8 protein-coding genes are annotated in these 10,325 nt (G+C 62.9%); all 8 read left to right on the top strand.

Annotated elements, in window-relative coordinates; translation table 11 throughout:
- Nucleotides 1–529 precede the first annotated feature (529 nt).
- A complete protein-coding gene (locus CAF77_RS26270; protein WP_011332639.1) occupies nt 530–2,152 on the top strand; it encodes a methyl-accepting chemotaxis protein in 1,623 nt (540 codons plus the stop codon).
- Nucleotides 2,152–2,688, top strand: a complete 537-nt coding sequence (locus tag CAF77_RS26265) for a chemotaxis protein CheW (RefSeq protein ID WP_064378955.1) — start codon at nt 2,152–2,154, stop codon at nt 2,686–2,688. The genes CAF77_RS26270 and CAF77_RS26265 overlap by 1 nt, the downstream gene beginning before the upstream one ends.
- Complete coding sequence (locus tag CAF77_RS26260) at nt 2,685–3,962, top strand: protein-glutamate O-methyltransferase CheR (protein WP_064378956.1); 1,278 nt, start codon at nt 2,685–2,687, stop codon at nt 3,960–3,962. The genes CAF77_RS26265 and CAF77_RS26260 overlap by 4 nt, the downstream gene beginning before the upstream one ends.
- The gene (locus CAF77_RS26255; RefSeq protein ID WP_011332642.1) at nt 3,959–4,642 is read left to right on the top strand and encodes a chemotaxis protein CheW; all 684 of its coding nucleotides are present in this window, start codon (nt 3,959–3,961) and stop codon (nt 4,640–4,642) included. Before CAF77_RS26260 ends, CAF77_RS26255 begins: the two co-directional genes overlap by 4 nt.
- A complete protein-coding gene (locus CAF77_RS26250; protein WP_064378957.1) occupies nt 4,639–6,933 on the top strand; it encodes a hybrid sensor histidine kinase/response regulator in 2,295 nt (764 codons plus the stop codon). The genes CAF77_RS26255 and CAF77_RS26250 overlap by 4 nt, the downstream gene beginning before the upstream one ends.
- Nucleotides 6,930–7,940 (top strand): chemotaxis response regulator protein-glutamate methylesterase, encoded by a 1,011-nt coding sequence (locus CAF77_RS26245; RefSeq protein ID WP_064378958.1) that lies wholly within the window; start codon nt 6,930–6,932, stop codon nt 7,938–7,940. The genes CAF77_RS26250 and CAF77_RS26245 overlap by 4 nt, the downstream gene beginning before the upstream one ends.
- Before the next feature lie 48 nt (nt 7,941–7,988).
- Nucleotides 7,989–8,990, top strand: a complete 1,002-nt coding sequence (locus tag CAF77_RS26240; RefSeq protein WP_011332645.1) for a PleD family two-component system response regulator — start codon at nt 7,989–7,991, stop codon at nt 8,988–8,990.
- A 225-nt stretch (nt 8,991–9,215) separates the two neighbouring features.
- A protein-coding gene (gene prfB, locus CAF77_RS26235) for a peptide chain release factor 2 (protein WP_139831638.1) occupies nt 9,216–10,311 on the top strand; the annotation gives its coding sequence in 2 pieces (ribosomal slippage) (nt 9,216–9,287 and nt 9,289–10,311; 1,095 coding nt in all).
- The last annotated feature ends 14 nt before the right edge of the window (nt 10,312–10,325 follow it).

The following is a 10,325-nucleotide window of genomic DNA, read 5'->3' as shown; positions in this document are numbered from 1 at the left end:
CATGGGAGGTGCTCCTTGCGGATAAAGTTAGGGTGCCCGGGAGGCGAAATCGCCCGGTGGGTGCCTGACTGTTATCAAGGAGCGTGCCAGCTTTTGGTGTGCCCCCGGGAGCCGGGGACTTGACCGCTCTGGCTCGCGGGTTTGAGCGTTTTTTGAACAGCGATGAAAGCAAAAGTGCGCAACTTCTTGCGCAGTACTGCGCAAGAAGTTGCGCACTCGGCTACAGGCGACGGTAACCGGGGGCTGTAGCGAAATAAGGCGGCGATTTCGCGAATCAAGTGCGCAAGAAGTTGCGCACCATGGCACATGGCTACTGCCTCTTCGGATCATCTAAAACCGAAATGACCAATCCATCGCCCCTTTTTGCCATTGCGCCACTGGCACGCCACCCTCCGATTCCTCGAAAGTCCCTGTCCAGAGCCCGTCGTGTTTTATGACCGGAAGGCTAGAGCGCGGCAAACCGTCTTATAAATGAAACACCGCCCTCAGCTATACTCCCCCGCATTTCGACCCGCCCCGAGGACTGACTGTGAAGAACTGGACGTTGCGCCAACGCATTTTGGCGAGCTTTGCGGTGATTATCGCCATCATGCTGCTGATGGTGGTCGTCTCGTATTCGCGGCTGCTGAAGATCGAGGCCAGTGAAAACAGCGTCCGTGACGACGCGATTCCCGGCGTCTATTACAGCTCGATGATTCGTGGCGCGTGGGTCGACAGCTACCTGCAGACCCAGGAACTGCTGGGGCTCAAGGAAGGGCAGGGCATCAGCAGCGAAGATGCGGCCGATTACAAGGCTTTCGAATCCCGGCTTCAGGAACAGATGGCCAATTACCGTGGCACGGTGGTCACGGACGAGGACAAGCTCGAATTCGCGGCGTTCGAGAAATATCACGACGCCTACCTGAAAATTCAGGATGCGGTGCTCGACCTGCACAAGCGCAATCTCGAAGCTGACGCCGTCAAGCTGTTCCACGAGCAACTGACTCCGACCTGGTACTCGGGCCGGATGAAGCTCAACGACATCATCAGCGAAAACAAGAGAGTCGCCGACCAGGCCATGGCCAACATCGACGAGGCCGTGGCGGCAGCCAAAGTCAGCATGTTTGTCTCGCTGGTGGTGGCGGTGCTGGCCGCCGGTTTCTGTGGTCTGTTGCTGATGCGCGCGATCATGGCGCCGATGAACCGCATCGTGCAGATCCTCGACATCATGCGCACCGGCGATCTGAGCAGCCGCTTGAATCTCGAGCGCAAGGACGAGTTCGGCGCGGTGGAAACCGGCTTCAACGACATGATGACCGAGCTCACCTCGCTGGTGTCCCAGGCCCAGCGCTCGTCAGTGCAGGTCACCACCTCGGTGACCGAGATCGCTGCGACCTCCAAGCAACAGCAAGCCACCGCCACCGAAACCGCTGCGACCACCACTGAAATCGGCGCGACGTCCCGCGAAATTGCGGCGACCTCCCGCGACCTCGTACGCACGATGACCGAAGTCTCCACCGCCGCCGATCAGGCCTCGGTGCTGGCCGGTTCCGGGCAGCAGGGCCTGGCGCGCATGGAAGACACCATGCACTCGGTGATGGGCGCGGCGGATCTGGTGAACGCCAAACTGGCGATCCTCAACGAGAAGGCCGGCAACATCAATCAGGTGGTGGTGACCATCGTCAAGGTCGCCGACCAGACCAACCTGCTGTCCCTGAACGCCGCGATTGAAGCGGAGAAGGCTGGTGAATACGGCCGTGGTTTCGCCGTGGTCGCCACCGAAGTGCGGCGTCTGGCGGATCAGACCGCTGTTGCCACGTATGACATCGAACAGATGGTCCGCGAGATCCAGTCGGCGGTGTCCGCCGGGGTGATGGGCATGGACAAGTTCTCCGAGGAAGTACGGCGCGGCATGGCTGAAGTGCAGCAGGTCGGCGAGCAGCTGTCGCAGATCATCCATCAGGTGCAGGCGCTGGCGCCGCGGGTGTTGATGGTCAACGAAGGCATGCAGGCCCAGGCGACCGGTGCCGAGCAGATCAACCACGCGCTGGTGCAGCTGGGTGATGCCAGCAGCCAGACGGTCGAGTCGTTGCGTCAGGCCAGTTTCGCCATCGACGAACTGAGCCAGGTGGCCGTGGGCCTGCGCAGCGGCGTTTCGCGATTCAAAGTCTGATGAGCGAAATCACCGCCAAACGCAGCGCTGCACCGGTGGCGAAGCAGGCGTTGTTTCTGCTGTTTCGCATCGGCAGCGAACGCTACGCCCTGCGCGCCACGGAAGTGGCCGAAGTGCTGCCGCGCCTGCCGTTGAAGCCGATTGCCCGGGCGCCGCACTGGGTGGCGGGGGTGTTCGCCTATCGCGGCACGGTGGTGCCGGTGATCGACCTAAGTGCCCTGACCTTCGGCCATCCTGCGCAAGCGCGCACCAGCACGCGACTGGTGCTGGTGCATTACCGCGCGGAAGACTCGCAACCCGCGCAGTGGTTGGGACTGATCCTCGAACAGGCCACCGACACCCTGCGCTGCAACCCGGATGAGTTTCAGCCGTACGGCCTCGACAATCGTCAGGCACCGTACCTGGGCCCGGTACGCGAAGACGCGCAGGGGCTGGTGCAGTGGGTACGGGTCAACGGATTGCTGGACGAGTCGGTGCGTACGTTGTTGTTCCCGTCGCCGCCGCTGGATCCGGCGCGGCTTGAGGAGCAGCCATGAGCAGCGACCAGCGCTTCTTCGACTTTCTCAAGGAACGCATCGGCCTCGACGTCGCTTCGGTCGGGCCGGCGATCATCGAGCGAGCCGTGCGCCAGCGCATCACCCTGTCGCAAACGGTGAATGCCGATGAGTACTGGCAGACCCTGCAAGGCTCGCGGGATGAACAGCAGGCGCTGATCGAAGCGGTGATCGTCCCCGAGACCTGGTTTTTCCGTTACCCGGAATCCTTCGCCACCCTGGGCAAACTGGCGCGCAAACGCCTGGGCGAATTGAACAACATGCGCGCGCTGCGCATCCTCAGCCTGCCGTGCTCCACGGGTGAAGAACCCTATTCGATTGCCATGGCCTTGCTCGATGCCGGTCTCAAGCCCCATCAGTTCAAGGTCGATGGCATGGACGTCAGCCCCTTGTCCGTGGACAAGGCGCGGCGGGCGCTGTACGGCAAGAACTCGTTTCGCGGCCAGGAGCTGGATTTTCGCGAGCGGCATTTTTCTGCCGAGAACGAAGGTTACCGGGTGAGTGAAAGCGTCCGCGAGCAGGTGCGCCTGCATGTTGGCAACGTGCTCGATCCGTCATTGCTGGCCAACGAGCCGCCGTTCGATTTCGTGTTCTGCCGCAACCTGCTGATCTATTTCGATCAGCCGACCCAGCAGCAGGTATTCGCCGTGCTCAAGCGCCTGACCCATGTCGATGGCGTGCTGTTTATCGGCCCGGCCGAGGGCAGCCTGCTCGGGCGGCTCGGCATGCGTTCGATCGGGATTCCACAGTCCTTCGCTTTCAGCCGTCACAGCGATCCACAACCCGAACCGTTGCCGGCGCCGACCGCGATTCCGGTGCCGTTACCTGTGCGCCAACCAGTGCGCAGCACGCCACCGCCGCCGGTGCGCAACCGTCCGTTTGCTGGCGTGACGCCTTTGCCCGCGACGGCTAAAACCACCAATCCCGACGCCGCGACCTTGCTGGCCAACATCGCCGCCCTGGCCAACGAAGGCAGAAGTGCCGAGGCCCGGGCCGCGTGCGAACAGTATTTGCGCAGCCATGAGCCGGTGGCCCAGGTGTTCTACTGGCTCGGCCTGTTGAGCGATGTCGCCGGCAGCGCCCTCGAAGCCCAGAGCTTTTACCGCAAAGCGCTGTACCTCGAACCGCAACACCCCGAAGCCTTGATGCACCTGGCTGCGTTGCTGCAGGCCCAGGGCGACACGGCCGGCGCCAGACGATTGCAGGAGCGCGCCGCCCGCAGCGGCCGCACCGCCGACAGTGAGCGTAAACGATGATCCCGTCCGACACCTTGAACGTCACCCACGAAGACGCCCGGGCCATCGACGATTGCTGGAACCGCATCGGCATCCATGGCGACAAGTCCTGTCCGCTGCTGGATGAGCACATCCATTGCCGCAACTGCTCGGTGTATTCCGCCGCCGCCACGCGCCTGCTCGACCGCTATGCGTTGCAGCAGGACGAGCGCGATCCGGTGGCGATCCAGGTCGAGACCGAGCTGAAGACCCGTTCGCTGCTGATGTTCCGCCTCGGCGAAGAATGGCTCGGTCTGGCCACCCGCAGTCTGGTGGAGGTCGCGCCGTTGCAGGCGATTCACTCGCTGCCGCACCAGCGCTCCCGGGCCTTGCTCGGCGTGGCGAACGTGCGCGGTGCGCTGGTGGCGTGCCTGTCACTGGTTGAACTGCTCGATCTCGACAGCAGCGCAGCCCCGGCGACCGGCGCGCGGATCATGCCGCGCATGCTGATCATCGCGGCCCAGGGTGGGCCAGTGGTGGTGCCGGTGGACGAAGTCGACGGGATTCACGCCATCGACGAGCGAATTCTCGATGCCGCATCGCGTTCCGGCGCACAGGCCAGCGCCAAATACACCCGAGGCGTGTTGCCTTTCAAAGGTCGCAGCCTGCGTTGGCTGGATGAAGAACAGCTGTTGTCCGCCGTGTCCCGGAGCCTCACATGACCCCCGAGCAAATGCGCGACGCCTCCTTGCTCGAGCTGTTCAGCCTCGAAGCCGAAGCCCAGACCCAGGTGCTCAGCGCCGGGCTGCTGGCGCTGGAGCGCAACCCGACCCAGGCCGATCAGCTCGAATCGTGCATGCGTGCGGCGCACTCGCTGAAAGGCGCGGCGCGGATCGTCGGCATCGACAGCGGCGTCAGCGTCGCCCACGTGATGGAAGATTGTCTGGTCAGTGCGCAGGAAGGCCGGTTGTTCCTGCGCCCGGAACATATCGATGCGTTGTTGCAGGGCACCGACTTGCTGATGCGCATCGCCACCCCGGCCAGTGGCCCGCAACCGGCGGACATCGAGGCTTACGTGGCGTTGATGGGCTGTTTGCTCGACCCGGCGGCACCGGCCGTGGTGCCCGCCGCTCCGAGTGCGCCACCGATGGCCGAGTTGCAGCTTCAGCCACCGACAGTGGTTGAATCGACCCCGGTTGAAATTCCCGTTGAGGTTGCCGAGCCGGAACCCGCGCCGCGCAAGAGCAAGCGCACCACCGAAGGTGGCGAGCGGGTGCTGCGGGTCACCGCCGAACGCCTGAACAGCCTGCTCGATCTGTCGAGCAAATCCTTGGTGGAAACCCAGCGCCTCAAACCGCACCTGGCCACCATGCAGCGCCTCAAGCGCATGCAGAACAACGGCCTGCGGGCGCTGGAAAGTCTCAACGTTCATCTCAAGGAACACGCCCTGAGCCTTGAAGCTCAAGAGGCGCTGGAAGACGCGCGCCGTTTGCTCGCCGAATCCCAGCAATTGCTGGCAGAGAAAAACGCCGAGCTCGACGAGTTTGCCTGGCAAGCAAGTCAGCGCGCACAAGTGCTCTACGACACCGCGCTGGCCTGCCGCATGCGGCCGTTCGCCGATGTGCTGTCCGGGCAGGTGCGGATGGTGCGCGACCTCGGTCGCAGCCTCGGTAAACAGGTGCGGTTGGAGATTGAAGGCGAGAAGACTCAGGTCGATCGCGATGTACTCGAAAAACTCGAAGCACCTCTGACGCACCTGCTGCGCAATGCAGTCGATCACGGCATCGAAACTCCGGAAGAGCGCCTGCTCAAAGGCAAGTCCGAAGAGGGCCTGATCCGTCTGCGCGCCTCGCATCAGGCCGGTCTGCTGGTGTTGGAACTGAGCGACGACGGCAATGGTGTGGATCTGGAAAAGGTCCGCCGCAGCATCGTCGAACGTCAGTTGTCCCCCGCGGAAACCGCCGCCCAGTTGAGTGAAGAGGAACTGCTGACCTTCCTGTTTCTGCCGGGTTTCAGCCTGCGCGACAAGGTCACCGAAGTGTCGGGTCGTGGCGTCGGTCTCGATGCTGTTCAGCACATGGTCCGCCAGTTGCGCGGTGCGGTGGTGCTGGAGCAGACGGCGGGCGAGGGCAGTCGTTTCTATCTCGAAGTGCCGCTGACCCTGTCGGTGGTGCGCAGCCTGGTGGTGGAAGTCGGCGACGAGGCCTACGCCTTCCCGCTGGCGCACATCGAGCGCATGTGCGATCTGGCGCCGGAGGACATCGTGCAGGTCGAAGGGCGCCAGCATTTCTGGCACGAAGGCCGGCATGTCGGGCTCGTCGCGGCCAGTCAGTTATTGCAACGTCCGGCCAGCCAGAACAGCGGCGATACCCTGAAAGTCGTGGTGATCCGCGAGCGCGATGCGATCTACGGCGTGGCGGTCGAGCGTTTCATCGGCGAGCGCACGCTGGTGGTGCTGCCGCTGGATGAGCGGCTGGGCAAGGTGCAGGACATTTCCGCCGGGGCCTTGCTCGACGATGGCTCGGTGGTGCTGATCGTCGATGTTGAAGACATGCTGCGTTCGGTGGACAAACTGCTCAATACCGGTCGTCTGGAGCGTATTGCCCGTCACGGTAATCAGGCCGCGGAAGCCGCGCGCAAACGGATTCTGGTGGTCGACGACTCGCTGACCGTGCGCGAACTGCAACGCAAGCTGCTGCTCAATCGCGGCTACGACGTGGCCGTTGCGGTGGACGGCATGGACGGCTGGAACGCCCTGCGCTCCGAGGACTTCGATCTGCTGATCACCGACATTGACATGCCGCGCATGGACGGCATCGAACTGGTCTCGCTGCTGCGCCGCGACAACCGTCTGCAATCGCTGCCGGTGATGGTGGTGTCTTACAAGGATCGCGAGGAAGACCGTCGCCGTGGACTGGACGCCGGCGCCGACTATTATCTGGCCAAGGCCAGTTTTCATGACGACGCCCTGCTCGACGCGGTGGTTGAGCTCATCGGAGGAGCGCGGGCATGAAGATCGCAATCGTCAACGACATGCCCCTGGCGGTGGAGGCCCTGCGCCGGGCGCTGGCCTTCGAGCCTGCGCATCAGGTGATGTGGGTCGCCAGCAACGGCGCCGAAGCGGTGCGCCTGTGCGCCGAAAACACCCCTGACCTGATCCTGATGGATCTGATCATGCCGGTGATGGATGGCGTCGAGGCCACCCGCCGGATCATGGCCGAGAGCCCGTGCGCGATCGTCATCGTCACCGTGGACCGCCAGCAGAATGTGCACCGGGTTTTCGAAGCCATGGGCCACGGCGCGCTGGACGTGGTCGACACCCCGGCCATCGGCGGCGGCAATCCTCAGGAAGCGGCGGCGCCGCTGCTGCGTAAAATCCTTAATATCGGCTGGCTGATCGGCGAGAAAACCGCCCGCTCGCGCCCCGTACCTGCGGCACCGCGCAGTACCGCCTCGCGCCAGCGGCTGGTGGCGATCGGCTCTTCGGCCGGTGGTCCGGCGGCGCTGGAAGTCTTGCTCAAGGGCCTGCCGCGCCACTTTTCGGCGGCCATCGTGCTGGTGCAGCATGTTGATCAGGTGTTCGCCGCTGGCATGGCCGAATGGCTGGCCAGCGCCAGCGGTCTGGATGTGCGTCTGGCCCGCGAAGGCGAACCGCCGCAGGCCGGCGCGGTGTTGCTGGCCGGCACCAACCACCATATTCGCTTGCTCAAGAACGGCACGCTGGCCTACACCGCCGAGCCGGTCAACGAGATCTACCGCCCTTCGATCGACGTATTTTTCGAAAGCGTCGCCAGTTACTGGAACGGTGACGCAGTAGGGGTTTTATTGACAGGGATGGGACGCGACGGGGCTCAAGGGCTTAAGCTCATGCGTCAACAGGGCTATCTGACCATCGCGCAGGATCAGCAAAGCAGTGCGGTGTACGGCATGCCCAAGGCTGCCGCAGCCATCGACGCAGCCGTAGAAATCCGTCCACTGGAAAAGATAGCGCCACGATTGCTGGAGATTTTCCCTAAATGAACACATCCATCCGCAATCCTGGCCCCCGCAGCACTCAGGTGACCGCCCATGAATGACTTACAGATCGATGACATCAAAACCGACGAGAACGCCGCCATGGTGTTGTTGGTGGACGATCAGGCGATGATCGGCGAAGCCGTGCGCCGTGGGCTGTCGAATGAAGAGAACATCGACTTCCACTTCTGCTCCGACCCGCATCTTGCCGTGGCCCATGCGGTGCGGATCAAGCCGACCGTGATCCTGCAGGATCTGGTGATGCCCGGCCTCGACGGCCTGAGCCTGGTGCGCGAATACCGCAATCACCCGGCGACCAAGGACATTCCGATCATCGTCCTGTCGACCAAGGAAGACCCGTTGATCAAGAGCGCGGCGTTCTCCGCCGGGGCCAACGATTACCTGGTGAAACTGCCGGACAACATCGAGCTGGTGGCGCGTATTCGCTATCACTCGCGCTCCTACATGACGTTGCTGCAGCGGGATGCGGCCTACCGCGCGCTGCGGGTCAGCCAGCAGCAATTGCTCGACACCAACCTCGTCCTGCAACGGCTGATGAACTCCGACGGCCTGACCGGGCTGTCCAACCGCCGGCACTTCGACGAATACCTGGAACTGGAATGGCGTCGTTCGTTGCGCGACCAGAGCCAGTTGTCGTTGCTGATGATCGACGTCGATTACTTCAAGTCCTACAACGACACCTTCGGTCACGTCGAAGGTGACGAAGCCTTGCGCAAGGTCGCCACGGCAATCCGCGAGGCCAGCGCCCGGCCGTCCGATCTGCCGGCGCGTTATGGCGGCGAAGAGTTTGCGCTGGTGCTGCCCAACACCTCGCCGGGCGGAGCACGGCTGGTGGCGGAAAAGCTGCGCCAGACGGTCGCGGCGCTGAAGATTCCGCACAATGCCCCGGCCGAAGGATCGAGCCTGACCATCAGCATCGGTCTGGCGACCATGGTGCCGGAGTCGGGCAGCGACTGCCGGTTGCTGATCTCGGCGGCGGATCGCGGCCTGTACCTGGCCAAGAACAACGGGCGCAATCAGGTCGGCATCGAATAGGTACGCGATACCCTTGTGGGAGCGGGCTTGCTCGCGAATGCGGTGGGTCATTCAGCAATGATGTCGACTGATACTCCGCCTTCGCGGGCAAGCCCGCTCCCACAGGGATCTGTGTCAGGCCATGTCAAGTGAATCGCCTCAAGAGCCGCCAGACGGGCTGCCGTGACAGCGTGATTACGTTATACTCGCCGGCTTTCAAAAGTTCGCCAACGAGTGCTGCCCGTCATGGAAATCAACCCGATCCTGAACACCATCAAGGACCTGTCCGAGCGCTCCGAAACTATTCGGGGGTATCTTTGACTACGATCAAAAGCATGAGCGTCTGATCGAAGTCAATCGCGAGCTTGAAGATCCTGCAGTCTGGAACAAACCTGAATACGCTCAGGAACTGGGCCGCGAGCGCGCTGTGCTGGCGCAGATCGTCGACACCCTCGACGAACTGAACGGTGGCCTGGCCGATTGCCGCGAGCTGCTGGACATGGCCGTTGAAGAGAACGACGAGGGCGCGGTCAACGACGTCGTCGAAGTCCTTCAAGGTCTCGAAGAGTCCCTGTCCAAGCTCGAATTCCGCCGTATGTTCAGCCACGAGATGGATCCGAACAACGCCTACCTGGACATCCAGGCCGGTTCCGGCGGCACCGAAGCCCAGGACTGGGCCAACATCCTGCTGCGCATGTACCTGCGCTGGGCCGACAAACGCGGTTTCGACGCGACCATCATGGAGCTGTCGGCCGGTGAAGTCGCCGGGATCAAGGGTGCGACCGTGCACATCAAGGGTGAATACGCCTTTGGCTGGCTGCGTACCGAGATCGGCGTGCACCGTCTGGTGCGCAAGAGCCCGTTCGACTCCGGCAACCGTCGCCACACCTCGTTCTCCGCGGTTTTCGTTTCGCCAGAGATCGATGACAAGGTGGAAATCGAAATCAACCCGGCAGACCTGCGGATCGACACCTATCGTTCCTCCGGTGCCGGTGGTCAGCACGTAAACACCACCGACTCGGCCGTACGTATCACCCACGTACCGACCAACACCGTGGTGAGCTGCCAGAACGAACGTTCCCAGCACGCCAACAAGGACACCGCCATGAAAATGTTGCGGGCCAAGTTGTACGAGCAGGAAATGCAGAAGCGCAACGCCGCGTCCCAGGCCCTGGAAGACACCAAGTCGGACATCGGCTGGGGTCACCAGATCCGTTCGTACGTGCTCGATGCGTCGCGGATCAAGGATTTGCGCACCAACATCGAACGCAGTGACTGCGACAAGGTGCTCGACGGCGACATCGACGAATACCTGGAAGCCAGCCTGAAATCGGGGCTGTAAGCTTTCAACCGACC

Origin of the sequence: Pseudomonas sp. R15(2017) (assembly GCF_002112685.1) — a bacterium.
In the GTDB taxonomy this organism is placed as follows: Bacteria; Pseudomonadota; Gammaproteobacteria; order Pseudomonadales; family Pseudomonadaceae; genus Aquipseudomonas; species Aquipseudomonas glycinae.
This window is presented reverse-complemented; position numbering and strand designations above follow the sequence as displayed.

Excerpts from the sequence above, each read along its gene's own strand:
- CAF77_RS26265 (WP_064378955.1), top strand. The coding sequence starts at position 2,152 with ATGAGCGAAATCACCGCCAAACGCAGCGCTGCACCGGTGGCGAAGCAG.
- CAF77_RS26260 (WP_064378956.1), top strand. The coding sequence starts at position 2,685 with ATGAGCAGCGACCAGCGCTTCTTCGACTTTCTCAAGGAACGCATCGGC.
- CAF77_RS26255 (WP_011332642.1), top strand. The coding sequence starts at position 3,959 with ATGATCCCGTCCGACACCTTGAACGTCACCCACGAAGACGCCCGGGCC.
- CAF77_RS26250 (WP_064378957.1), top strand. The coding sequence starts at position 4,639 with ATGACCCCCGAGCAAATGCGCGACGCCTCCTTGCTCGAGCTGTTCAGC.
- CAF77_RS26245 (WP_064378958.1), top strand. The coding sequence starts at position 6,930 with ATGAAGATCGCAATCGTCAACGACATGCCCCTGGCGGTGGAGGCCCTG.
- CAF77_RS26240 (WP_011332645.1), top strand. The coding sequence starts at position 7,989 with ATGAATGACTTACAGATCGATGACATCAAAACCGACGAGAACGCCGCC.